The 24,129-nt window shown below is 66.6% G+C and carries 22 protein-coding genes; 8 read left to right on the top strand and 14 right to left on the bottom strand.

Annotation, left to right across the window (positions count from 1 at the left end; all coding sequences use genetic code 11):
• Window positions 1-12 precede the first annotated feature (12 nt).
• A complete protein-coding gene (locus FJQ54_RS00220) occupies window positions 13-1,485 on the top strand; it encodes a M23 family metallopeptidase (protein WP_140926188.1) in 1,473 nt (490 codons plus the stop codon).
• A gap of 398 nt (window positions 1,486-1,883) precedes the next feature.
• Here the strand turns inward: FJQ54_RS00220 and FJQ54_RS00215 are convergent, their stop codons facing one another.
• The 12 genes from FJQ54_RS00215 to coxB form a co-directional block, all read right to left on the bottom strand.
• Entirely contained in the window at window positions 1,884-3,221 is a 1,338-nt protein-coding gene (locus FJQ54_RS00215) for an APC family permease (RefSeq protein WP_140926187.1), read from the bottom strand.
• A 2-nt stretch (window positions 3,222-3,223) separates the two neighbouring features.
• Window positions 3,224-4,159 carry a class I SAM-dependent methyltransferase gene (locus tag FJQ54_RS00210; RefSeq protein WP_207790326.1) on the bottom strand — a complete coding sequence of 312 codons (936 nt, stop codon included), beginning with the start codon at window positions 4,157-4,159 and terminating at the stop codon, window positions 3,224-3,226.
• Window positions 4,160-4,402: 243 nt separating this feature from the next.
• Window positions 4,403-5,263: a class I SAM-dependent methyltransferase gene (locus FJQ54_RS00205; protein WP_140926185.1), complete on the bottom strand. Its 861-nt coding sequence runs from the start codon at window positions 5,261-5,263 to the stop codon at window positions 4,403-4,405.
• Window positions 5,263-6,495 carry a M16 family metallopeptidase gene (locus FJQ54_RS00200; RefSeq protein WP_140926183.1) on the bottom strand — a complete coding sequence of 411 codons (1,233 nt, stop codon included), beginning with the start codon at window positions 6,493-6,495 and terminating at the stop codon, window positions 5,263-5,265. Before FJQ54_RS00200 ends, FJQ54_RS00205 begins: the two co-directional genes overlap by 1 nt.
• A complete protein-coding gene (thrC, locus tag FJQ54_RS00195; protein WP_140926181.1) occupies window positions 6,492-7,877 on the bottom strand; it encodes a threonine synthase in 1,386 nt (461 codons plus the stop codon). Before thrC ends, FJQ54_RS00200 begins: the two co-directional genes overlap by 4 nt.
• 12 nt (window positions 7,878-7,889) lie before the next feature.
• On the bottom strand, window positions 7,890-8,546 hold the full coding sequence (locus FJQ54_RS00190; protein ID WP_140926179.1) for an SURF1 family cytochrome oxidase biogenesis protein: 657 nt from the start codon (window positions 8,544-8,546) through the stop codon (window positions 7,890-7,892).
• Complete coding sequence (locus tag FJQ54_RS00185) at window positions 8,530-9,357, bottom strand: cytochrome c oxidase subunit 3 (protein WP_140926177.1); 828 nt, start codon at window positions 9,355-9,357, stop codon at window positions 8,530-8,532. The genes FJQ54_RS00190 and FJQ54_RS00185 overlap by 17 nt, the downstream gene beginning before the upstream one ends.
• 57 nt (window positions 9,358-9,414) lie before the next feature.
• On the bottom strand, window positions 9,415-10,026 hold the full coding sequence (locus tag FJQ54_RS00180) for a cytochrome c oxidase assembly protein (RefSeq protein WP_140926175.1): 612 nt from the start codon (window positions 10,024-10,026) through the stop codon (window positions 9,415-9,417).
• Window positions 10,023-10,154, bottom strand: coding sequence for a hypothetical protein (locus FJQ54_RS17905; protein WP_268920550.1), 132 nt, complete (start codon window positions 10,152-10,154; stop codon window positions 10,023-10,025). Before FJQ54_RS17905 ends, FJQ54_RS00180 begins: the two co-directional genes overlap by 4 nt.
• A complete protein-coding gene (locus FJQ54_RS00175; RefSeq protein WP_140926174.1) occupies window positions 10,151-11,080 on the bottom strand; it encodes a heme o synthase in 930 nt (309 codons plus the stop codon). Before FJQ54_RS00175 ends, FJQ54_RS17905 begins: the two co-directional genes overlap by 4 nt.
• Before the next feature lie 8 nt (window positions 11,081-11,088).
• The gene (gene ctaD, locus FJQ54_RS00170) at window positions 11,089-12,768 is read right to left on the bottom strand and encodes a cytochrome c oxidase subunit I (RefSeq protein WP_140926172.1); all 1,680 of its coding nucleotides are present in this window, start codon (window positions 12,766-12,768) and stop codon (window positions 11,089-11,091) included.
• A gap of 17 nt (window positions 12,769-12,785) precedes the next feature.
• Window positions 12,786-13,850 (bottom strand): cytochrome c oxidase subunit II, encoded by a 1,065-nt coding sequence (gene coxB / locus FJQ54_RS00165; RefSeq protein ID WP_140926170.1) that lies wholly within the window; start codon window positions 13,848-13,850, stop codon window positions 12,786-12,788.
• A 191-nt stretch (window positions 13,851-14,041) separates the two neighbouring features.
• Between coxB and FJQ54_RS00160 the strand changes: the two genes are divergently transcribed.
• A complete protein-coding gene (locus tag FJQ54_RS00160) occupies window positions 14,042-14,500 on the top strand; it encodes a (2Fe-2S)-binding protein (protein WP_140926168.1) in 459 nt (152 codons plus the stop codon).
• A 38-nt stretch (window positions 14,501-14,538) separates the two neighbouring features.
• Entirely contained in the window at window positions 14,539-15,483 is a 945-nt protein-coding gene (locus tag FJQ54_RS00155) for an alpha/beta hydrolase family protein (protein ID WP_140926166.1), read from the top strand.
• Between the two features lie 209 nt (window positions 15,484-15,692).
• Here the strand turns inward: FJQ54_RS00155 and ilvD are convergent, their stop codons facing one another.
• Window positions 15,693-17,408: a dihydroxy-acid dehydratase gene (gene ilvD, locus FJQ54_RS00150; RefSeq protein WP_140926165.1), complete on the bottom strand. Its 1,716-nt coding sequence runs from the start codon at window positions 17,406-17,408 to the stop codon at window positions 15,693-15,695.
• A 134-nt stretch (window positions 17,409-17,542) separates the two neighbouring features.
• Entirely contained in the window at window positions 17,543-18,541 is a 999-nt protein-coding gene (locus tag FJQ54_RS00145) for an aldo/keto reductase (RefSeq protein WP_140926162.1), read from the bottom strand.
• A gap of 58 nt (window positions 18,542-18,599) precedes the next feature.
• Between FJQ54_RS00145 and glmM the strand changes: the two genes are divergently transcribed.
• The 5 genes from glmM to FJQ54_RS00120 all read left to right on the top strand — a co-directional run.
• Window positions 18,600-19,934, top strand: a complete 1,335-nt coding sequence (gene glmM, locus FJQ54_RS00140) for a phosphoglucosamine mutase (RefSeq protein WP_140926160.1) — start codon at window positions 18,600-18,602, stop codon at window positions 19,932-19,934.
• Complete coding sequence (gene thiD / locus FJQ54_RS00135; protein WP_140926158.1) at window positions 19,931-21,088, top strand: bifunctional hydroxymethylpyrimidine kinase/phosphomethylpyrimidine kinase; 1,158 nt, start codon at window positions 19,931-19,933, stop codon at window positions 21,086-21,088. The genes glmM and thiD overlap by 4 nt, the downstream gene beginning before the upstream one ends.
• Window positions 21,070-21,672 (top strand): ribonuclease HII, encoded by a 603-nt coding sequence (locus FJQ54_RS00130; protein ID WP_140926155.1) that lies wholly within the window; start codon window positions 21,070-21,072, stop codon window positions 21,670-21,672. The genes thiD and FJQ54_RS00130 overlap by 19 nt, the downstream gene beginning before the upstream one ends.
• 219 nt (window positions 21,673-21,891) lie before the next feature.
• Window positions 21,892-22,932: a site-specific DNA-methyltransferase gene (locus FJQ54_RS00125; protein WP_140926224.1), complete on the top strand. Its 1,041-nt coding sequence runs from the start codon at window positions 21,892-21,894 to the stop codon at window positions 22,930-22,932.
• Window positions 22,933-23,514: 582 nt separating this feature from the next.
• On the top strand, window positions 23,515-24,129 hold a 615-nt coding region (locus FJQ54_RS00120), incomplete at its 3' end, for a TonB-dependent receptor plug domain-containing protein (protein ID WP_181159920.1).

The following is a 24,129-nucleotide window of genomic DNA, read 5'->3' as shown; positions in this document are numbered from 1 at the left end:
CAGGGGATCGCTTTGGCGACGCTCGCTGAAAACGCCCTTGGTGCGGGGCGCATCGTTGCGCCGCGCATCGATCTCCGCCGCCTGCCGCGCATGGATGCGGGCGCGCTGCTGCGCCGCTCTGCCCTGCAACTGGCCGACGCCGACATCGTTGTCGATCTGGGCGATTCCATCGGCTCCGGCCACTGGTGGCGCGGTTTCGCCACCCTTGGTGCGCTGGCCGCTGCCGCGCTGGCGCTGGGCAGCAATGTGCCGCTGCTGCCCGGCCCCGTGCCCGGGAAACAGCCCGAAGCGCTGCAGGCCGAAAGCCGCGCCATCGGCATCGGGCCGCTGGCGCAGGGCAGCCGTTCCGCCCCGCGCGCCGCGCCCACGCCACTGGCCCGGCGGCTGGCCGAAGCCCCGGAACGGCCGCGCGTGGAACTCTCCGCCAATGTCGGTTCCGGCGGGCTGGAAGCGGCGCTGCGCCGCGCGGGCGTCGGCCGAGACGATCTGGACCGGCTGTTCAGCGAATTGCGCGGGGTGGCAAGCCCCGGCGGCGTGAAGCCGGGCACCAGCCTGAACCTTGTGCTGGGCCGACGCGAAAGCAAGGCGGTGGCGCGGCCGCTGGAATATCTGGCCTTCCGCGCCAACTTCGAAACCAAGGTGGAAGCGCGGCGCGGCGCAGACGGTCAACTGGTGGTGAAGCCAGTCGCCGTCAAGATCGACAACACCCCGCTTCGCATCACCGGCACCGTCGGCGCTTCGCTGGAACGCTCCGCCCGGGCCGCCGGGCTGCCGGCCTCGGTGGTGCAGGAATATCTGCGCCAGCTGGGTTATGCGCTGGACGTGCAGCGCGACGTGAACCGCCGCGACAAGTTCGAAATCATCGTGGCGCACCGCCGCGCGGAAACCGGCGAAACCGAAATGGGCCGCCTGCTCTACGCCGGGCTGATGAACGGACGCTCCAACGTCTCGCTCATGCGCTGGGGGGATAAGGGGGACTTCTTCTGGCAGACGGGCGAGGCCGTGCGCAAAGGGCTGATGCGCACCCCGATCGCCGGCGCGCGGCTGACATCCGGCTTCGGCATGCGCTTCCACCCGGTGCTGGGCTATAGCCGCATGCACAAGGGCGTGGATTTCGGCGCGGCCACCGGCACCCCCATCCTTGCATCCGCAGGCGGCAAAGTGGTGTTCGCGGGCTGGGGCGGCGGATATGGCAATGTCGTGGTGATCGATCACGGAAAAGGCATCCGCACCCGATATGCGCACATGCACCGCATCGGCGTGAAGAACGGCCAGCAGATCGCGCAAGGGCAATCCATCGGGCAGGTCGGCACCACCGGCCTCTCCACCGGGCCGCACCTGCACTATGAAGTGTGGCAAAACGGAACCGCCGTCGATCCGCGCTCGGTGAAATTCTTCTCCGGCACCCAGCAACTGGGCGGCGCAGACCTCGGGCGCTTCAAAGGCGAAATGGCGCGGCTGAAGGCGATCCGGGCTTCGGATTGAGGTTGCGCGGGGGGCGGTTGAGGGGTTTTGCCTCCGGCGGCCAAGGGCTCTGCCCTTGGAACCCGGCAGGGAAATGATTTCCCTGCACCCTCAAAATTGGCGTTGCGGCCCCACTCCAGCTTGGTGAGAGCGATCAGATTCGATTGCCTGCGGCGCACCGCGGCTCTCTCCCCCTGCAAGGGGGGGAGATGGAGAGGGGGTGTTACCGCCGGGCCTGATCCACAGACATCACAACACGCAAAACAGAAGCGCTGCAGGCCATAAACCCCCAACCTCGCGCCAAGCGGATGGCCCCCACCCCAACCCCTCCCCTAGAGGAGGAGGGGCTAAAAACGTCGGGGGTGCGAGCGGCGTCACGCCCCTGCCAGGGTGAAGGGGTGGAAACCCTTCAAACACCCTCACCGCGCGCGCCACACCAGCGGCACGCCCAGCGCCAGCAGGGCGATGCCCAGCACGCCCGCATGGCGGCCCGCTTCGCTGCTGGTGAGCATGAAGCGGGCGTAATCCAACGACGACCAGAGCATGGCGAGGCAGACGGCGAGGAAGATCAGCGGGATGATCGGGTAAAGCGGCACGCGGAAGCCGGGCGCGTTCGGGTGGGTGCGGCGCAGGCGGAACAGCGCGGCTGCGGTAAGGGCGAGGAACAGCCAGAACACGGGCGCGCCGAACGCGACCATCGCGATAAAGCCGTCCCGCGCGGTGGCACCATAGGCGGTGAGGGCCAGCGCGATCAGCCCTTGCAGCAGCAGCGCCGGGCGGGGGACGGAGCGGGCCTGATCCCAGCTGCCCAGCGGGGCGAGCAGCGGCACGTGCCGCCCGGCTGCGCACATGGCGCGCGCACCGGTGATGACGGTGGCGTTCATGGTGGAGAGAGAGGCGATGACGACGGCCGTGGCGACGGCTGCGGCGGCGAGCGGGCCGAAGGCGGTTTCCAGCAGCAGCGTGGCAGGCGCGGGGGTGGCGGCCAGCGTTTCCCGTCCCAGCGTGGCGAGGAAGGCGGCGTTGATCAGCACATAGAGCAGGGTTACGCCGCCCAGCCCGAGCACGAGGGCGCGGACAAGGCCGCGCGAACTGTCCCGCGTTTCGGCGGAGAGGTAGGCGGCCTCGTTCCAGCCGCCATAGGCCAGCATGATGAACACCATCGCCAGGCCCAGCCCGGTGCCTGCGGGGGTGCTTCCGGCGGGCGGTTGCGGCGCGGGGGTGCCGGTGCCTGCCAGCCACAGCGCGGCAAGCAGCACGGCGGCGAGTGCGCCGACCTCTACCGCGACAAACAGCTGCTGGCCGCGCCGCCCGGCTTCCAGACTGATCATATTGGCAATCGTGACGGCGGCGACGGAGGCCCCTGCCCAGAGCGCGGGGTGCGGCCCGCCCGGCCACAGCCCGGCGGCATAATCGCCCGCGACGAAGGCGACGGTGGCGATCGCGCCCGTCTGCATCACGGAGATTCGCGCCCAGACGAACAGGGCGGCGAGGCGTGGTCCCCATGCGAGGCGGAGGAAGTGGAATTCGCCGCCGACCGACGGGTGGCGGGTGGCGAGTTCGGCGTAGGTGAGCGCGCCCGTAAGGGCCGCAAGACCGCCAAGCGCCCACAAGGCCAGCGCCTGCCAGTCTGCCGAAACGGCGGCAGCGACATCGGCGGGCACGCGGAAGATGCCCGCGCCGATGACGATGCCGACGATCATCAGCGCGACGTCTGTGGCGGAGAGGCGTCGCCTTGGCTGAAGCTCGGATGCCAAGATCAGCCGGCGGGCTTGATCCGGGTGGCGACCCAGCCGCGTCCGACGATCTGGTTGCCGTTGACTTCGCCCACCAGTTCCTGCCCGTTGGCGCGGGTGAGATGCACGGTTGTGCCTTTCACCGCGCCGTCGCGGATGGGGCCGCCGCGCGCGGCGGAGAGTTTCTGGAATTCCTGCCCCAGTTCGGCGGCGAAACGGTCCGCGCCGACTTCGAAGGCCCAGCGGCCCGCGACTTGTGCTGGGACGATCCAGAAATAGCCGGTCGCGTCATCCGTGCTGATGGTGCGTTCGGGTTCCCATTCGCCCATGGTGAAGGCGTGGGAGACGATGCGCGTGCCCGGCTTCATCTTCAGCAGCGTGTCGCGCAGCTTCAGGTTCAGGCTGGGCAGCAAATACATGGTGACGACGGTGGCGCTGGAGAAATCGGTTTCGAAAATGTCGCCATGGATGAAGTTCGCCTTGCCCGCGACGCCCGCGCGCTGGGCGTTGCGGCGGGCGAGCGCCACCATCTCCGGATTATATTCCACCCCCAGCGAACGCGCGCCGAAATCGCGCGCGGCGGCGATAGCGATCTTGCCGTCGCCCGAGCCGAGATCGACAACATAATCAGTGGGCTTTACGTCGGCCGTGGTGAGCATCGCCTTCACCAGACTGTCTGGCGTGGGCACCCAGATCACGTCTTTCCCGGCCTGCCCGACTTCGGGTTGATAGGCGTCGTCGCCCTCTTTCGCGGTGGAGGACTGCATCAGCGACAATTGCAGCGGGGCGGATTCGAAGATCGGCTCCAGCGCGGGCGGCGGGGCCAGCGGATCATGCACGTCTGGCGTGGTGCCCAGCATCTTCACCTGCGCTGCGGCAGGGGCAGCAGAAAGCAGGGCGGCCGTTCCGGCAAGAAGCACAAGGGCTGCGGCGGCAGAAAACGGCGAAAGGCTGCGCATCGAGAGGCTCCGGCACTGCATGAGCCCTGTTCTGCCATGGCGGTTTTGATGTTGCGAGCCTGTAACCTGTGAAGTGCGACGGGCCGTGGCACTTGGGCCATAACATGGCCGGAGCGTGTCCCGCAGGCCACAATGAAAGGCGATCGAATCTTTGCAAACAGGCTCAGCCTGAGCGGGGGAGGAGAGAGGAAAAGGCCCGAAGGCCGACGGGTTTGTAAGCAACAGGATACCCAAGAAAATGGGTCAGCGGCTCCAGCGGGCGAAGATGGCGGTGGGCAGCAGGGTGCCGCGCGTTTCTTCGCGGATGGCCATTTCGCCGGGCTGCACATGGCCGGGCAGATGCGCGGCCAGCGGCGCAAGCAGCCCTTCAAGCGCCAGTGCGGAAAGGCGGACGGCATAGGTGGTGAGGATGAGGAAGCGGCTGTTCGCGTCCAGCAGCTTCACGCAATCCGCCAGCAGCCCGGGCAAATCGGTGGTGAGATCCCACACTTCGCCATCCGGCCCACGCCCGAACTTGGGCGGATCCAGCAGGATCGCGTCATAGCGGCGGCCGCGCCGTACTTCGCGGGCGACGAATTTGCGCGCATCCTCGGTGATCCAGCGGATGGGCTTGTCGGACAGGCCCGAAAGCCGGGCGTTGGCGCGCGCCTGTTCGATTGCCTTTTTCGAGGCATCGACATGCACCACCTCTGCGCCCGCCTTCGCCGCGACCATGCTGGCGACTCCGGTATAGCCGAACAGGTTCAGCACCGATGCGCCGGGCGGCAGTTCAGACAGCCGCGCCCAGTGCGGGGCCATATCCGGGAAGAAGCCGAGGTGGCGGAAGGGGGTGCATTGCGCGTGCAGCTTCACGCCCGCCTGTTCGATGGGCCATGCGGGCGGCACGTTCGCGTCGAGCCGCCAGCGGCCGCCGCCCTCTTCATCGGAGCCGCCGACGAATTCGCCGTCCGCCTGCCAGTCTGTTTGGGCGGGTGCCCACATCGCCTGCGGTTCAGGGCGGATGAAGCGGAACGGGCCGCAGCGTTCCAGCTTGCGGCCATAGCCCGAATCGATCAGCGCGAAATCGGGCGAGGGTTCGGCGATCAGGGTTTCGAGTGCGGCCATCAGGCGGCCAGCTTGTCGGCCTTCGGGCCGACGGCGGCGAGCGCGACCGGGCTGGCCAGCATCGCGGCCCCGGCGGCGCGCGCCTGCTCCAGCGTGACGGCGTCCAGCTGGGCGATCAGTTCGGCGGCCGTCAGCACCCGGCCCCATGTGAGGATGCTGCCGCCCAGCCAGTCGGCGATGCCGCCCGGTGTTTCCAGCGCCATCAGCATCCCGGCCTTGCTCTGCGCGCGGGCGCGATCCAGTTCGGCGGGCGAGAGATCGCGCGCGGTGGCGTGGGCGATTTCCAGCGCCAGATCGCGGGCCTTCGCGGCATCGCCGGGGCGCGAGGCGGTGTAGATGTTCAGCATCCCGGCATCCGCATGCACGCCGTGCGAGGCGCTGACGGAATAGGCCAGCCCGCGTTCCTCGCGCAGTTGCTGGAACAGGCGGGAGGACATGCCGCCGCCCAGCGCCATGGCGAACAGTCGCGCGGCGTCGATTTCCGGCGCGCGCGGGGCGAAGCCCCGAAAGCCCAGCGCCAGATGCAGTTGCTCGTTGCGCTGGGCGTCTGTCCGCGCGCCGCCCGTCCAGCGGGCGGGTTCGATGGGGCCGGGGCGGCCGGCGGGGATGCCGCCCAGATGCCGCCGGGCGAGATCGACCAGTTGCGCATGATCCACCTTGCCGGCGGCTGCCAGCACAAGGCCATGGCCGCGATAATGCGCCTGCTGCCAGTGCCGCAGCGTGGCGCTGCTTAGCGCGGCAAGGCTGTCCGCCGTGCCGAGGATGGGGCGGCCGAGGCTCTGCGCGGTGAAGGCGGTGGCCTGCAGATGATCGAAAACCAGATCATCCGGCGTATCCAGCGCCTCGCCGATTTCAGACAGCACAACTTCGCGTTCCAGCGCCAGATCGGCATCGGCGAACAGTGGGCTGGTGACGAGGTCGGAAATCAGCTCCACCGCCAGCGGCACGTCGGCGGCCAGCACGCGGGCGTGGAAGCAGGTGGTGTCACGCGAAGTCCATGCGTTCAGCGCGCCGCCCACATCCTCAATCTGTTCGGCGATGGTGCGGGCCGGGCGGCTGGCGGTGCCCTTGAACACCATATGCTCGAACAAATGCGCGAGGCCGTTTTCGCCCGCCGTTTCGTTGCGGGCACCCACATCGGCGTTCAGCGCGACCGCTGCCGTTTCCAGCCCCGGCATGTGGAGCGTGGCAACGGTGAGGCCGTTTTCGAGGATGGTGGTTTCGGCGTTCATGCGCGGGCGCGGATGTGCGCCTTCAGCGCGGCTTCGCTGGCCGGGAGATGCTCGTACCGCTCCTCCCGGTCGAACAGATGGCCGACGCGGCGCGGCAGGCCGGGGCGGATGCCGGTGGCGCGCTCCACCGCATCCGGGAATTTCGCCGGGTGCGCGGTGGCGAGGGTGACGATGGGGCCTTCGCAATCCTCTGCACGGGCGCGGGCGGCGGCGAGGCCGACGCCGGTGTGCGGATCGATCAGCTGGCCGCATTCGCTGTTGGCCCATGCCAGCGCCTGCATCATGCCCGCTTCGTTCACGCGCGAGGCGAGGAAGATTTTCGCGGCTTCGGCGCGTTGCGCGTCTGACAGTTTCAGCGTGCCGGTCTGTTCGAAGCCCTGCATCGCGGCGGCCAGCGCTGCGCCGTCGCGGCCGTAGAGATCGAACAGCAGCCGTTCGAAGTTGGAGCTGATCTGGATATCCATCGACGGCGTGGCGGTGGGCGTGACCTTGCCGACCGAATAATCCCCCGCCGACAGCGCGCGGGCGAGGATATCATTGACGTTGGTGGCCACCAGCAGCTTGTGGATGGGCAGCCCCATACGGTGGGCGCAATATCCGGCGAACACGTCGCCGAAATTGCCGGTGGGCACAGACCAGCTGGCGGCCCGGCCGGGCGCGCCCAAACGGACGCCCGCATGCACATAATAGACGATCTGCGCCAGCAGCCGCGCCCAGTTGATGCTGTTCACCGCCGAGAGCTGGTATTCGGTGCGGAAGGCGGCATCGTTGAACAGGGTTTTCACCAGCTTCTGGCAATCGTCGAAGCTGCCGTCCACGGCGATATTGTGGACATTGGGGGCATTCACCGTCGTCATCTGACGGCGCTGCACATCCGAGACGCGGCCCGCCGGGTGGAGCATGAAGATGGTGATTCCGGGGCGGCCCGCCACCGCCTCGATCGCGGCGGAGCCGGTATCGCCGCTGGTCGCGCCGACGATGGTCAGCCGATCCTTCGCGCCCAGAAAGTGGCCGAACAGCCCGCCGAGGAATTGCAGGGCCACATCCTTGAAGGCGAGCGTGGGGCCGTGGAACAGCTCCAGCAGCCATTGGCGATGATCCAGCTGCACCAGCGGCGTGACGGCGGCATGGCCGAAATCACCATAGGCGTCTGCGATCAGGGACTTCAGTTCGGCGTCTGTCAGCGAACCCTGCACATAGGGTTTCATCACCGTGAAGGCGGTTTCCGCATAGCTGGCGGTGGCCAGCGATTCGAGCAATTCGGGCGACAGCTGCGGCCATTCGGCGGGCAGATAGAGGCCGCCATCGGTGGCAAGACCGGCGAGAGTGGCCCCCCGGAAATCGAGGACGGGGGCGCTTCCACGTGTGCTGATATACTGCATGACCGCTGGCGGTTAAGCCGCGGGCGGCCTTTGTGCAACCCAGCGGCGCAGCCACAGGCCATAGATGACCAGCAAGATGCCCGCGAAGGCGAACCACTGGATGGCGTAAAGCCGGTGGTTGTTGGGGATGGTATCCGGCGTGGGCGGCTGGATCGGCTGCAACGGCGGCGGGGTGACGGGCGGGTAGATGCGCCATTGCACATGCGCGCCGGGCACCAGCACGCCCTGCACCTGCCGCCGTTCAGCGGGGACGCTCTGTGTGGACGGCCCGGCGCTGACGGGTGACCAGCCCAGCATCAGTTGCGCGCTTTCCCCGCCCGGCGCGGTGCAGGCGAGGATGGTGGACCAGCCGCTGTCGCCCTTCCGATTGCGGGCGGATTCGGCGAGCGGAAGCTGTTCCGGGCAATCGAGCCGGATGTCGGCCATGCGGAAGGCGGATTTCGGTGGGATCGGCCCGCTGACAGCCAGCACCGGCAGTGTGGCCGCCGCCTGCATCTCTGCGATCACCTGCTGCTTCCAGTGCAGCCGGGAAACCTGCCACAGCCCCAGCCCGATCAGGATCGGCAGCGCCAGCGCCACCATCATCGTTGGCAGAACGGGAAAGCCCCGGCGGTGTCCCGCCGGGGCCTTCGAGTTCAGGTCTGGCGTGGGATCAGTGGCCCGCGCCAACGGCCGCCCCGAAGTTCGAGCCCCAGATGTAGATCGTCAGGAACAGGAACAGCCACACCACGTCCACGAAGTGCCAATACCATGCAGCCGCTTCGAAGCCGAAATGCTGCTTCGGCGTGAAATCGCCGAGGTAGGCGCGCCAAAGGCAGACGGCGAGGAAGATGGTGCCGACGATCACGTGGAAGCCGTGGAACCCGGTCGCCATGTAGAAGGTGGAGCCATAGATGTTGCCCGCGAACGGGAAGGTGGCATGGCTATATTCATAAGCCTGCAGGCAGGAGAACAGCACGCCGAGGATGATGGTGAGCCACAGCCCCTGCTTGAACCCCTGACGATCCCCATGGATCAGCGCATGGTGCGCCCATGTGATAGTGGTGCCCGACAGCAGCAGGATCAGTGTGTTCAGCAGCGGATAGACAAACGGATCCAGCACCTCGATGCCCTTGGGCGGCCAAACCCCGCCGACGGCTTCGGCGTGGGAGGGGAACAGCGCGGCGGCGAAAAAGGCCCAGAACCATGCGACGAAGAACATCACTTCAGAGGCGATGAACAGGATCATCCCATAGCGGTGGTGCAACTGCACCACGGGGGTGTGATCGCCCGCATTCGCTTCGTCGCGGATATCCGAGAACCAGAAGAAGAAGGTGGCGAGCACGCCCAAGAGGCCCAGCGCCGCGACCCACACGCCCCACGGGGCCTTGTGCCACCAGAAGACGCTGCCGCCCAGCATCACCATCGCCGACGTCGCGCCGAGCAGCGGCCATGGGCTGGGGGGCAGGATGTGGAAATCGTGGTTCTTCGCGGAAGCCATGTCTCTCACCTGAACTTTCGTTTCGTTGGCCCGTGCCTGTTGGCGCGGGCGGGATTGTTAGCGGGCCTTTTGGGCCAGTTCCGAAGAGCCCGTGGCATAGACGCCGGGTGCCTTAGACGGCTGCGCCACGGGGTAGAAGCTGTAGGAAAGGGTGATTTCGTCGATATCCTTTGCGTCCGGATCATCGAGGATGGCCGGATCGACATAGAAGACGACGGGCATTTCAACTTGTTGACCAGGGTTCAGGGTCTGCTCGTTGAAGCAGAAGCACTGGATCTTGGCGAAATAGCGCCCGGCGGCTTCCGGCGTGACGTTGAAGGTGGCGCTGCCGGTGGTGCTGGCCGCCGATTGCGAGGCGGCCTTATAGAAGATCATATTTTGCTCGCCGATCTTCACGTCCACCGGGCCTTGCGCCGGGGCGAACTCCCAAGGGAGACCACCGCGCACATTGCCGTCGAAGCGGACCTTGATGGTGCGGCCATGCAGCGCCTTCAGGCTTTCGGCTGCCGGTGCGGCCTCTGCCTTTTGTGTGGTGCCGCCGAAGCCGGTGACCTGACAGAAGACGCGGTAGAGCGGCACCGAGGCATAGGCGAGGCCCACCATCGCCAGCGCGACAGCGCCCGCGATCAGCGCGGTGCGGCGGTTGCGGGGATCGGCGACGGCCGTCATTGCACCATCCGCGACACGGTGATGCCGTAGAACAGCAGCGCGAACGCGCCCAGCACCAGCCCGATCATGATGTTGCGGCGACGGCGGCGGGCGAGGAATTCCTGTTCCTCTTGCGGAGTCCAGCTCATGCGAGACCCCGATCGACGACGAGGGCCGCGAAGATGGCGGCGAGATAGAGCAGCGAATAGCGGAACAGCGCCTTTTCGGCGGCCATCTCTGCGGCGTTTTCGGTGCGGCTGGCGGCGACACGAACCGCGAGCGCCACGAAGATCAGGCTGAGCAGCGCGGCGGCGATGCCATAGATCGCGCCCAGCAGGCCGAGCGCCCATGGGGCCACGGCGACGGCAGCCAGCACGAGGGAATAGATGAGAATCTGCTTGCGGGTTTCGCGCACGCCATGGGTGACGGGCAGCATCGGGATGCCCGCATTGGCGTAATCGATGCGGACGAACAGCGCCAGCGCCCAGAAGTGCGGCGGCGTCCAGGCGAAGATGATCGCGAACAGCAGCAGCGGCAGCGTGGTGACATCCCCCGTGACAGCGGCCCAGCCGATGATCGGCGGGAAGGCCCCGGCCGCGCCGCCGATCACGATATTCTGCGGCGTGCGGGGCTTCAGCCAGATGGTGTAGATCACCGCGTAGAAGAAGATGGAAAAGGCGAGCCAGCCCGCCGCGACCCAGTTGGTGGCGAAGCCCAAAGTCATCACCGAGGCCGCCGAGAGGATGACGGCGAAGGCCAGCGCATTGTCCGCATGCAGGCGGCCCGACGGCAGCGGGCGGGCCTGCGTGCGCTTCATCACCGCGTCGATATCGGCTTCCCACCATTGGTTGAAGGCGGCGGCAGCGCCTGCGCCGACCGCAATGCACAGGATGGCGACGAAGGCGAGGAAGGGGGGCAGGTGGCCGGGTGCCGCGAACAGGCCGCAGGCGCCGGTGAACACCACCAGCGTCATCACGCGCGGCTTCAGCAGCGACCAGTAATCGCGCCAGTCAGCCGCGGAGAGAGCGCCCGTGGGCGCTCCCCCCTCAGCGATGTGGATGCCGTTGCCTGCCATGGCGGACCTCAGTGCGCGCCCTTCATGTTGCGCAGGTCCGGCAGGGTTTCGAACTGGTGGAACGGCGGCGGGGAGGACAAAGTCCACTCCAGCGTCGTTGCACCTTCGCCCCACGGGTTGGCAGCGGCCTTCTTGCCCGCCAGCAGCGACCAGATGATGTTCACGAAGAACACCACCATGCCCACCAGCATGATCGCATAGCCGAGCGAGGCGATGTGGTTCCAGTAATGGAAGGCTTCCGGATAATCCGGGATCCGGCGCGGCATGCCGTCTTGCCCCAGGAAGTGCATCGGGAAGAACAGCACGTTCACGCCGATGAAGAAGATCCAGAAGTGCAGCTTGCCGAGGAACTCATTGTAGTTCCGGCCGGACATCTTGCCGAACCAGTAATAGAAGCCTGCGAACAGGCCGAACACCGCGCCCAGCGAGAGCACATAGTGGAAGTGCGCGACGACATAATAAGTGTCGTGCATGTAGGTATCCACGCCGCCGTTCGACAGGACGACGCCCGTCACCCCGCCCACGGTGAACATGAAGATGAAGCCGATCGCCCACAGCATGGGCGTTTCGAAGCTGAGCTTGCCGCCCCACATGGTGGCGATCCACGAGAAGATCTTGATGCCGGTGGGCACCGCGATGATCATCGTGGCGGCGGTGAAGTACATCTTGGTGTTCACCGAAAGGCCCACGGTGAACATGTGGTGCGCCCACACAACAAAGCCGACGAAGCCGATGGCGACCATGGCATAGGCCATCGCCAGATAGCCGAACACGGGCTTGCGGCTGAAGGTGGAGAGCACCTGGCTGACGATCCCGAAGGCGGGCAGGATCATGATATAGACTTCGGGGTGGCCGAAGAACCAGAACAGGTGCTGGTAAAGGATCGGATCGCCGCCGCCGTCAGGCGCGAAGAAGGTGGTGCCGAAGTTGCGGTCTGTCAGCAGCATGGTGATGGCACCCGCCAGCACCGGCAGCGACAACAGCAGCAGGAAGGCGGTGACCAGCACCGACCAGACGAACAGCGGCATCTTGTGCAGCGTCATCCCCGGCGCGCGCATGTTGAAGATGGTGGTGATGAAGTTGATCGCCCCCAGAATGGAGCCCGCGCCCGCGAGGTGCAGCGAGAAGATCGCGAGATCGACCGCCGGCCCGGGGTGGCCCGAGGTGGAAAGCGGGGGATAGACCGTCCAGCCGGTGCCCGCGCCGTCGAACCCGGCCGGGCCGGGCACGAACATGGAGATCAGCAGCAGCACGAAGGCGGATGTCGTCAGCCAGTAAGAGACGTTGTTCATCCGCGGGAACGCCATGTCGGGCGCGCCGATCATGATGGGGACGAACCAGTTGCCGAAGCCGCCGATCATGGCGGGCATCACCATGAAGAACACCATGATGAGGCCGTGGCCGGTGATGAACACGTTCCACAGATGATAGGCGGCATCGATGTTGCCCTTGGTGAACCAGGGCAGCACCTGCATGCCGGGGTTCGCCAGCTCCCACCGCATGAAGCCGGACAGCGCCCCGCCGATGATCCCCGCGAAGATCGCGAAGATCAGGTACAGCGTGCCGATATCCTTGTGGTTGGTGGAGAGGAACCAGCGGGCGAAGAAGCCCGGCTTGTGATCATGATCATGCGCATGGTCATGATCGCCATGCGCCTGAAGGTGGAGACTGTCTGCGTGCGTGGCCATCTTGGCTGGTCCTTCTCTCAGGCGGCGGGCGCAGCGGGCGCTGCTGCCGGAGCTTCGGTGACGATCTGGGGCGCGGTGGACGGGGTGATCGCCTCGCGCACGGCACCGGCGACCTGCGCCGGGGTAAGGGCGACCTTTTCCACCGCGATTCCGGGGCCGGTCGGCTCAATGCCGTCAGCCGCCTGCTTCATGCGCACCCAGCGCTTGAAATCCTCCTCGGAGAGCACTTCGATGGCGATCGGCATGAAGCCATGCTTGGTGCCGCACAGTTCGGAGCACTGGCCGTAATACACGCCGGGGCGGTCCACCTTGAACCATGTTTCGTTGATGCGGCCGGGCACGGCGTCCATCTTCACCCAGAAGCTGGGGAGGGCGAAGCTGTGCAGCACGTCGGCCGCCGTCACCAGCACCTTCACCGTTTTCCCGGCGGGCACGACAAGGCGGTTGTCCACGTCCAGCAGGTAAGGCTCGCCCGCCTTGGCGGCGTCTTCCTTGGAAAGCGGCGTGGAATCGAAGCTGATTCCGCCATAATCGGGATATTCATAACCCCAATACCATTGATAACCCGTCACCTTCACGGTGATGTCCGCCTTGGGCGGGCTATACTGGTTCGCCAGCAGCCGGAAGCTGGGGAAGGCGATGCCGAGCAGGATGATCGCGGGCACCAGAGTCCAGATCACTTCGATGGTGAAGTTGTGTGTGGTGGTGCTGGGGGTTTCCACCGCAGCCGAGCGATAGCGCACGATCACCCACAACAGCAGACCCAGCACGAACAGCGAGATGAAGGCGATGATCGGGTTCAGCACCTTCTCCACCATGAACTTCGCTTCTTGCCCGATGGGCGTGAACTGTTCCTGCAGTGCGATTCCGCCCGGAACCGGCTGGCCGAGCCCGTCTGTCGGCTTGGACCTTGTGTAGCCCGCCAGCGCATCCGACTGCACCGCCGCATGGGCGGTGGCGGCCTGTGCAACCGGCGCGGTAACAGCCGCCGAATCAGCGACTTGCGCCCCGGCCGTGCCGGCGATCAACACTGCCGTTGCAACGGCGATACCCTTCAGGCCCTGCGGCCACCCCTTTGTCATTCCCTCATCCTCTGGTTCAGGGATTCTTCTATCAGCTTCGGGCCATACCGGAGGGGAAGGGGCGCGACAAGAAGCAGCAGCCATTGCGTGCAGGCGGCTGTTAAATCCGCTTGGTCTGCCACTGCTCCCCAACTTGCTCCTCGGCGTCGCCGCGCTTCCCTTCCGATGGCCCGCGCGCTATTCTGGATGCCATGACGCGCTTCACCGTGAACGGCAACCCCACCCAATATCAGCTGGCCGCCGATACGCCGCTGCTGTGGGCGTTGCGCGAGGCTTCCAACCTGACGGGCACCAAATTCGGCTGCGGCGCGGGGCTGTGCGGGGCCTGCACCGTGCATGTGGACGGCGTGGCGCAGCGCAGTTGCCAGATTTCCATCGGCAGCATCGAGGGCACCTATGTGACCACGATCGAAGGCCTTGCCGACGACCGAGACCATCCGGTGCAGGTGGCATGGCTGGAAAAACAGGTGCCGCAATGTGGATTCTGCCAATCCGGCATGATCATGGCGGCCGCCGCGCTGTTGAAAACCAACCCCAACCCCAGCCGCGCCGATATCCGCGCTGCCATCAGCAATATTTGCCGCTGCGGCACCTATCCGCGCGTGGAAACCGCCATCCTGCGCGCGGCGGAGTTGATGCGCGGCGGCTGAAACGGGGGATGCAGCGCGCCGCCTGCGTATCTCCGCTCATGAAAACAGCCCTTCTCGCACTGGCCCTGCTGGCCGCAATCCCCGCCCATGCCGCCGCCGTGTGCGACGGCGTTGTCGCCGATCCGGCGCGTGACCGCAGCATCCCGGTGCGGGTGCGGATGCCCGAAGGCGGCGCCGCACGCGCGCCGGTCATCCTGTTCTCGCACGGGTTGGGCGGTTCGGTGGACGGCGGCACAGCGCTGGCGGAAGGCTGGGCCAGGGCCGGGTTCCTCGTGATCCATGTGCAGCACCCCGGCTCCGACTCCGAGGTATGGAAAGGCAAGGGCAACCCCAAGGCCGCGCTGACAACCGCCGCCAATGGCCGCCAGCTGATGGATCGCGCAGGCGACATGAAGCGCGTGGCAGACGCTGTCGAATCCGGGCTTCAGATCGGTGCCTGCGACCTCAAGCGCGGCGATCCGGCCCGCATGGGCGCGGCCGGGCACAGCTTCGGCGCGCACACCGTGCTCGCCATCGCCGGGCAGAGCTTCGGCCCGCTGGGCACCCGTGCTGCCGATCCCCGCTTCAAGGCCATCGCCGCACTCTCCCCCATGCCCCCGCGCAACGACGCCGCCAACGCCAAGGCGGCCTTCGGCGGCATCCGCATCCCCGTCCTCGCCGCCACCGGCAGCGAAGACAACACCCCCTTCGCCAAGGGCAAAAGCCTGAGCGAGATCACCGCCGCCCGCGCATCCGTGTTCGAGGCCCTGCCGCCCAGCCGCACCGGCCAAGCCAGCATCGGCCTGTGGATCGACGGCGCAGACCACGCCGCCCTCTCCGGCGGCGGCGGCCGCGCCGGCGCCACCCCCAACCGCCACGCCACCGCCGTCCTCAGCGCCGCCACCACCGCCTTCTTTCAGGCCAACTTGGGCGGCACCGGCAAACCCGACCTCACAACCACCCGCGCCCTGCTGGCCCCGGGCGACCGCTTGTCTTTGCGGTGATCGGGAGGCGTGGAGGCAGGGGCTCTGCCCCTGCACCCCGCAAGGGGTTTGTAACCCCTTGACCCCATAAGTTTTTGAAAAGGCCCCCGCGGCAACCGTTGGTTCGTAGCCAACGGTTGCCGCGGGGGCCTTTTCAAAAACTTCGGAGGTGCAGGAGGGTCACCCTCCTGCTGGGGGTGCAGGGGGCAAAGCCCCTTGCCTCCACGCCCTCAGATATCCGCGAAGACGAAGCGTTCGGCCTTGGCACCCGGGTGGGTGACGGCGCCTTGGGAGGCGGGGCCGACGGTTTGGCTGTAGCGGTAGAGTGCGCCGGACTGGTAATCGTTGGTGCGGGGTGTCCAGTTGGCGCGGCGGGTGTTGAGGGTGGATTCGTCCAGCAGCAGGTCGATCTGGCCGGTGGTGGCGTCGATGCGGATCAAGTCACCGTTTTCGATGAGGGCGATGGGGCCGCCGTCTGCGGCTTCGGGGCCGACATGGCCGATGCAGAAGCCGCGCGTGCCGCCGGAGAAGCGGCCATCGGTGATAAGGGCGACATGCTCGCCCATGCCCTGCCCATAGAGGGCGGCGGTGGTGGAGAGCATTTCGCGCATGCCGGGGCCGCCCTTGGGGCCTTCGTAGCGGATGACGAGGACTTCGCCCTTTTCATACGCGCGGCGCTCGACGGCGGCGAAGCAATCCTCTTCGCAATCGAACACGCGGGCCGGGCCTTCGAAGATGAGGGTTTTGAGGCCCGCGACCTTCACGATGGCTCCGTCGGGCGCGAGGCTGCCTTTCAGGCCGACCACGCCGCCGGTGGGGGTGATGGGGTTGGAGATGGGGCGGATCACATCCTGATCCGGGTTCCATTTGATATCGTTCAGATTTTCGGCTAGCGTCTTGCCGGTGACGGTCAGGCAGTCGCCGTGCAGATAGCCGCCCTCCAGCAGGGTTTTCATCACCATGTAGATGCCGCCGGCCGCGTGCATGTCTTTCGCGACATAGCGGCCGCCGGGCTTCAGATCGGCGATGTAGGGGGTGGTGCGGAAGATTTCGGCCACGTCGAACAGGCTGAATTCGATTCCGGCCTCGTTCGCCATGGCGGGCAGGTGCAGCGCGGCGTTGGTGGAGCCGCCGGTGGCTGCCACCACGCGGGCGGCGTTTTCGAACGCTTTGCGGGTGCAGATGTCGCGCGGGCGGATGTTCTTTTCCAGCAGCGCCATCACCGCGCGCCCGGCGTCGCGGGCGACATCCTCGCGGCTTTCATAAGGGGCGGGGGCCATGTTGCTGTTCGGCAGCGACAGGCCGATGGCTTCCGCCACGCAGGCCATGGTGTTGGCGGTGAACTGGCCGCCGCAGGCGCCATGGCCGGGGCAGGCGACCTTTTCCAGCTCGATCAGTTCCTGCAAGGGGCAGCCGCCTGCCGCATATTGGCCGACGGCTTCGAACACATCGACCACGGTCACGTCCTTGTCGTGGAAGCGGCCGGGCAGGATGGAGCCGCCATAGACGAACACGGAAGGCACGTTCAGCCGCAGCATCGCCATCATCATGCCCGGCAGGGACTTGTCGCAGCCCGCGAAGCCGATCAGCGCGTCATAGCAATGGCCGCGCACGGAGAGTTCGACGGAATCGGCGATCACCTCGCGGGAGACGAGGCTGGCCTTCATCCCCTGATGGCCCATGGCGATGCCGTCCGTCACGGTGATGGTGTTGAAGCGGCGGGGCATGCCGCCTGCTTCTTCCACGCCTTCGCGGGCGATATCGGCCTGCAAGTCCAGCGTGGTGTTGCAGGGCGCACTGTCATTCCCGGCGGAAGCGATGCCGACGAAGGGCTTGGCGATATCCTCTTCGGTGAGGCCCATCGCATAATAATAGCTGCGGTGCGGGGCCTTGGACGGCCCGACCGAAACATGACGGCTGGGCAGCTTGGACTTGTCGAACGGCATTTCAGACTCCGAATGGGGGTGCGCGCTTGGTTGGCGGGCGGGTTAGGCCCCCATGGGCGGACACGTCAACGGCAAAAAATTGCGCGCTATACAAAACATGCGCAATAAAATTGCAAATCGGTTGAATGTTGCGGCTAGAGGCGAACCATTCTCATCATCGCCGCACTGCCGTACCGCTCGCCGGCGGTGGCACCGATGGGGGCGGCGGCGTCCAGTTCGGTGAGATCGGCGGCGCTGAGTTTCAGCGCGGCGGCGGCAGCGGTGTCTTCCAGCGTGGCGCGGCGCTTGCAGCCGGGGATCGGCACCACGTCTGGCCCCTGCGCCAGCAGCCAGCCGATGGCGACTTGCGCCTTCGTCACCCCATGGCGGGCGGCGACTTGGCCCACCGCTTCCACCGCCTTCATGTTTGCATCGAAATTGCCGCCCTGATAGCGCGGGTCATTCTTGCGATAGTCGCTATCCGGCAATTCCTCGGCGCGGACGGCCGTGCCCGCAAGGAAGCCCCGGCCCAGCGGGGAGTAGGGCACGAAGCCGATCCCCAGTTCGCGCACCACGGGCAGGATATCCTGTTCGATGGTGCGTTCCCACAGCGACCATTCCGATTGCAGAGCGTCGATGGGGTGGGTGGCATGCGCGCGGCGCAGCGTTTCGATGCCCGCTTCAGACAGGCCGATGGCGCGGATTTTCCCCTCGCGCTTCAGGTCTGCCATGGTGCCCACCACATCCTCGATGGGCACGTTCGGATCGACCCGGTGCTGGTAGAACAGGTCGATATAGTCCGTGCGCAGCCGTTTCAGGCTGGCTTCGCACACGGCGCGGATATGTTCGGGGCGGCTGTTCACGCCCAGCGTTTTGCCGTCGACGATGTTGAAGCCGAACTTGGTGGCGATGATCGCCTTGTCCCGCCGGTCTGCCAGCGCTTCGCCCAGCAGTTCCTCGTTGATGTAGGGGCCATAGACTTCGGCGGTGTCCAGAAAATCCATGCCGATTTCCAGCGCCCGGTGCAGGGTGGCGATGGCTTCCGCGCGATCCACCGTGCCATACATGGCGGCCATGCCGTTCACGCCGGCCATGCCCATGCAGCCAAGCCCGAGGGCTGAGACTTCGAGCGATCCGAGCTTCCTGCGTTCCATGCTTGCCTCCGGGGAAAATGAGCGCCTAATGCCCCCCAAGTAGGAAGTGAGGACGCCGATGGCAAAGCGCTATTTCGGGACGGACGGTATTCGCGGGGCCGCGAACGGGCCGAAAATGACCCCGGAGCTGGCGATGAAAGTGGGGCAGGCGGCAGGCACGCTGTTCCTTGACGGGCCGACCAAGCACCGCGTGCTGATTGGCAAGGACACAAGGCTGTCCGGCTATATGCTGGAGCAGGCGCTGACGGCGGGCTTCACCAGCGTGGGGATGGACGTGGTGCAGGTGGGGCCGATGCCCACGCCAGCCGTTGCCATGCTGACGCGGGAAATGCGCGCCGATCTGGGGGTGATGCTGTCGGCCAGCCACAACCCGTTCGACGACAATGGAATCAAGCTGTTCGGCCCGGACGGCTACAAGCTGACGGACGAGCAGGAACTGGCGATCGAAGCGCTGATCGACAGCCCGGTGGAGCGGGTGAGCGGGGATCGCATCGGCCGCGCAAGGCGCATCGACGATGCGCGCGGGCGCTATATCCATGCGGTGAAATCCTCCGTGCCGGATGGTGTGCGGCTGGACGGGCTGAAGGTGGTGGTGGATTGCGCGCATGGCGCGGCATATCGCGTGGCGCCCGAAGCGCTGTGGGAACTGGGGGCGGAGCTGATCTCCATCGGCGTGGAGCCGAACGGGCTGAACATCAACGCGGGCGTGGGTTCCACCCATCCGCAGATGCTGGCGGCGAAGGTGGTGGAAACCGGCGCGCACATTGGGCTGGCGCTGGATGGCGACGCCGACCGGCTGATCGTGGTGGATGAAACCGGCCGCATCGTCGATGGCGACCAGATCATGGGGGTGATCGCGCGGAACCTGCATCAGGCGGGCCAGCTGAAAGGCGGCGCGCTGGTGACGACGGTGATGTCCAACATTGGGCTGGAGAAGTTTCTGGAAGGGCTGGGCATCGGCATGATCCGCACGGCGGTGGGCGACCGGCATGTGCTGGAGGCGATGCGGGCGAAGGGCTGCAATCTGGGCGGCGAGCAATCCGGCCATATCATCCTTGCCGATCATGCGACGACGGGCGACGGCCTGCTGGCGGGGCTGCAACTGCTCTCCGTTCTGGTGGCGGATGGGCGGCGGGCGAGCGAGGTGCTGAATTGCTTCACGCCATGGCCGCAACTGCTGAAGAATGTGCGGCAGGAACCGCGCGTGCTGGAAACAGATGCGGTGAAGGCGGCGATTGCGGCTGCGGAAAAGGCGCTGGAGGGGCGGGGCAGGCTGCTGGTGCGCAAATCCGGCACCGAGCCGCTGATCCGGGTCATGGCCGAGGGGCAGGACGAAGCGCTGGTGACGGAAACGGTGGAGGCCGTGTGCGAGGCGGTGGCGAAGGCCGCATGATTGCTCGAGTGCTGATAATTGCTGGATCGGACTCCGGCGGCGGGGCGGGGATTCAGGCCGATATCAAGACGGTGACGATGCTGGGTGGTTATGCCGCCACGGCGATCACCGCGATCACCGTGCAGAACACGCTGGGGGTTTCCGCCGTGCATCCGGTGCCGCCGGAGATCGTGGCGGCGCAGATTCGCGCCGTGCTGGACGATATCGGCGCGGACGCGATCAAGATCGGCATGCTGGGCGACGCGGCCACCATCGAGGCGGTGGCGGATGCGCTGGCAGGGGTGACGGTGCCCATCGTGCTGGACCCGGTGATGGTGGCGAAAGGCGGTTCGGCCTTGCTGGCGGAAGATGCCGTGGGGGCGCTGCTGGCGCGGCTGCTGCCCAAGGCGGCGGTGATCACGCCCAATGTGCCCGAGCTGACGGTGCTGACCGGCACCGAGATTGCCGACGAGGCCGACATGCTGCTGGCGGCGCAGGAACTGGCCGGAGACGGCGCGGTTTCGGTGCTGGCCAAGGGCGGGCATCTGGACGGCGACACCGTTACCGACTGGCTGGTCACGCGCGACGGGCAGGAACGCTTTGAAGGCGCCCGGATAGCAACGCGGCACACCCATGGCACCGGCTGCACGCTGGCCAGCGCGATTGCCTGTGGACTGGCGGCGGGCCTGCCGCTGGCGGATGCGGTGGAGCGGGCGCGGCGCTTTGTGGTGACGGCGCTGCACGAAGCGCCGGGGCTGGGGCGGGGCCATGGGCCGATGGGGCATCAGGCGGTGCGGCTGGATGTCGGGCTGGAACAGGCGGGCACGTCCGGGCGGCTGAACCAGATCACCGTCACGACGCGCGATTACGCGGCTTCGGTGGCGTTTTACCGCGCGCTAGGGCTGACGCAGATCGTCGATGCGCCGCCGCGCTATGCCCGGTTCGAGGGCTGCGGCGGCGCGACGCTCTCCATCCATGCGGGCGAGGCACCGGGCGCGACCGTCTATTTCGAAGCCGCCGATCTGGACGCGCGGGCGGCAGCGCTGGGCGTGCCGGTGGTGGCGCAAAGCTGGGGCTGGCGTGAGGCGGAGCTGACCGATCCGGCGGGCAACAAGCTGATTTTGTTCGATGGCGGCACCAACCGGCGATTCCCTGAATGGCGGCTCAAATCCTGATCGCCGGCGTGGACGAGGCCGGGCGCGGGCCACTGGCGGGGCCGGTGGTGGCGGCTGCTGTGATCCTGTGTGACGACGGCATCGCCGGCGTGGCCGACAGCAAGGCGCTTTCTGCGAAGCGGCGGGCGCTGCTGGCCGCCGATATCCGCGCGCGCTGCGCCGTGGGGGTGGGGCAGGCGAGTGTCGAGGAAATCGACCGGCTGAACATCCTGTGGGCCAGCATGCTGGCGATGCGGCGCGCGGTGGAGGCGCTGGTGGCCAGTTCCGGCCTGTCACCGCAACTGGTGCTGGTGGATGGCAATCGCTGCCCGGACTGGGGCTGGCCGTCGCGCGCGGTGATCGGCGGGGATGCCAGCGAACCGGCGATTTCGGCGGCCTCCATCATCGCCAAGGAGGTGCGCGATGCCCTGATGCGCGATCTGGCGGCCGCGCATCCCGGCTACGGCTGGGAGCGGAATATGGGCTATGGCACGGCGCAGCATCTGGCCGGACTTCGCGCGCTGGGCGTCACGCCACACCACCGCCAGAGCTTCGCGCCTGTTAAAAATGCAAAAGCGCTGAAAAATTTAAAAAGCGAAAATTGAGTCTTTTCAGCAACAGCCCCAGCATCTGGTGGTTGCCGGGGTTCACCAGACTCAATCCTTAGTGGCCCGACTCGATTGCGAGTCCCTTTCTCAGGACTCTGCCATAAATCCATGACTTGACGAGAGATTCTCTGATGATTCAACCTTGGGGCGTTCAAGGATCAAAAGGGGCAACAGGTGGATCTCGACCGCATCATACTGGGGGACAGCATCGCCGAGATGCAGCAGATGGAGGCCGCCTCGGTCGATCTGATTTTCGCCGATCCGCCCTATAATCTGCAACTGGGCGGCGATCTGACCCGCCCCGACGGCAGCCATGTCGACGCCGTGACAGACAGCTGGGACAAGTTCGGCAGCTTCGCGGATTATGACCGGTTCACCCGCGACTGGCTCGCTGCCGCGCACCGGGTGATGAAGCCGGACGGCAGCCTGTGGGTGATCGGCACCTATCACAACATCTTCCGCGTCGGCACGATCCTGCAGGATCTGGGTTTCTGGGTGCTGAACGATATCGTCTGGCGCAAGGCGAACCCGATGCCCAATTTCAAGGGCACCCGCTTTACCAACGCGCATGAAACGCTGATCTGGGCCAGCAAGAGCCCGCGCGCCCGCCCCACCTTCAATTACAAGGCGATGAAGGCGCTGAACGAAGATTTGCAGATGCGATCCGACTGGGTGCTGCCGATCTGTTCCGGGTCTGAGCGAGTGAAGGTGGATGGCGTGAAGGCGCACCCCACGCAGAAGCCCGAGGCGCTGCTGCACCGCATCCTGTTGGCGTCCAGCAATGAAGGCGATGTCGTGCTGGACCCGTTCTTCGGCTCCGGCACCACGGGTGCGGTGGCGAAGCGGCTGGGGCGGCACTGGATCGGCATCGAGCGCGAGCAGAAATATGCGAAGGTGGCTGAAGCCCGCATCAAGGCTGTGGAGCCGCTGGCGGCCGAAGACCGCATCATCACCGGCGAAACCCGCGCCGCGCCGCGCGTGCCGTTCGGCGCGCTGGTGGAAACCGGCATGCTCAGCCCCGGCGCGACGCTGACGGACCGGCAGCGCCGCCACAAGGCGCGGGTGCGGCCGGATGGCTCGCTGGCGCTGGAAGGCGGGCAACAGAAGGGCCGCTCCGGCTCCATCCATCAATTGGGTGCCGCCGTGCAGGGCCTGCCCAGCTGCAACGGCTGGACCTTCTGGCATCTCGAAACGCCCGCCCGGCTGGTTCCGCTGGATCAGATGCGGGAGGATTACAGGATTCGCGCCGCGGGCTGAACCCGGGCGCTATGACTTTTCCGGTCTCGCACCGGAAGGGTCGCATATTGAAGGGGCGCGCGGGCGGGGCTTCTCCCCCAACCGCGACGATCGTTCGGGGGCCAAACCCCCGGCACCGGTGACTTCCGACACCGGGCTGCCCGACCTGCCGTTTCACCGCCCGGCCTCGCCGCCGGGGCCTCACACCCGAAGGGTGGCCGGGCGGTGAACGGCGCTGTCTTTTCGGCGATTTTTTTTGCAAACCGGCATCGCCTGTCTTCCCTCTCTCCCGCTGCCTTCCCGCACCCCTCTCTCGCGCCCCCTCTCCACCCGCTCAGGCTGAGCTTGTCGAAGCCCCGTCCGTGAAAGCGCAACGGCTGAGCCGGGGGGCATGCTCCATGGGCTTCGACAAGCTCAGCCTGAGCGGGGGGAGGGATGTGCCGGTGAAAGCCGACAGGCCCCGGGGTTTGCAAAGAAGCGGATCGCCCTTTTTGCGCATGTCATAACCGCGACGGCGGCTTTGAAACGCCTCGTCGCGCCGCACTTGCGTTGATATGTTGTAACATATAGGACTTCGCCGGTCATCAAAACGCCGGAGTCGCCATGCGCCCTTTCCCTGCCTCCCTTCTGCTTGCGTCCGCCCTTGTTCCCATTGCCTTTTCCAGCGCGGCGCTGGCGCAGCAGGTGCCGCAGGGCGTGCATGACGATGTGGGGGCGGACATCATCGTGACGGCCGCCTTCGCGCGGGATCGCTTTGCCGTGCCCACCGCCGTCAGCGTGCTGGAAGGCGAGGCGCTCACCCGCAACATCCGCGGCTCCATCGGCGAGACACTGGCGAAGCAGCCGGGCGTGTCCGCCACCTTCTTCGGCCCCAACGCCTCCCGCCCGATCCTGCGCGGCTTCGATGGCGAGCGGGTGCGCATCCTGACGGACGGCATCGGCAGCTTCGACGTCTCCAACACCTCGGCCGACCATGCAGTCGCCATCAACCCGCTGCTGGCGGACCGGGTGGAAGTGGTGCGCGGGCCTGCCGCGCTGCTCTATGGATCGGGCGCGATCGGCGGCGTGGTGAACGTGACAGACCGGCGCATCGCCCGCGACATCCCGGACGAATGGGCGCACATCGATGCCATGGGCACACTGGCCAGCGGCGCGAAAGAGCGCAGCCTGGCGGGTGCCATCGACGTGCCGCTGGGCAAGACGGGGCTTGTTGCCCAT

Origin of the sequence: Sandaracinobacter neustonicus, from assembly GCF_006385875.1 — a bacterium.
Taxonomy (GTDB): Bacteria; Pseudomonadota; Alphaproteobacteria; order Sphingomonadales; family Sphingomonadaceae; genus Sandaracinobacteroides; species Sandaracinobacteroides neustonicus.
Note: the sequence above shows the minus strand (reverse complement) of the source record. Positions and strands in the feature narration are given on the sequence as shown.